This is a genomic window from Agrobacterium sp. 10T429 (assembly GCF_056393925.1).
Window position 1 is genome coordinate 1 of sequence record NZ_JBFTGV010000064.1, and the last position, 425, is coordinate 425.

Genomic DNA, 425 nt, shown 5'->3' on the forward strand with positions numbered 1-425 from the left:
GGCACATGCCGTCCAGCAAACCGCGGCCACCGCCATGTGCCGCCAGACCCGCCGATGTGCCGTCATACGGAGGGCTTGCTCTCCGCCAGCGCCTTGAGCCGGTACAGCGCATCGAGCGCGTCGCGCGGCGTCAGGCTGTCGGGGTCGATGTCAGCCAGCGCGTCGAGCGCCTCCAGGGCGGCCGCATCGACCGGCAACGCTGCGGCCCCGCCTTCCCCGTCCGCCTCCTCATCTTCGTCCGGCGGCGCAGCGGGCGCGGCGAACAGGTCGAGTTGCGGCGTGGGGGTGGCATCGGCGGACTGCTGTTCCAGCCAGGCCAGATGCTTGCGCGCGGCGCGGATCACCGGCTGCGGCACGCCGGCCAGTTGGGCGACCTGCAGGCCATAGCTCTGGCTCGCCGGGCCGTCCTGCACGGCGTGCAGGAA

General features: G+C 72.9%; 1 protein-coding gene. It reads right to left on the reverse strand.

Annotated elements, in window-relative coordinates:
• Nucleotides 1-62 precede the first annotated feature (62 nt).
• A partial coding sequence (locus tag AC1DCP_RS26530; RefSeq protein ID WP_476774891.1) for a MutS-related protein occupies nt 63-425 on the reverse strand: 363 nt, incomplete at its 5' end.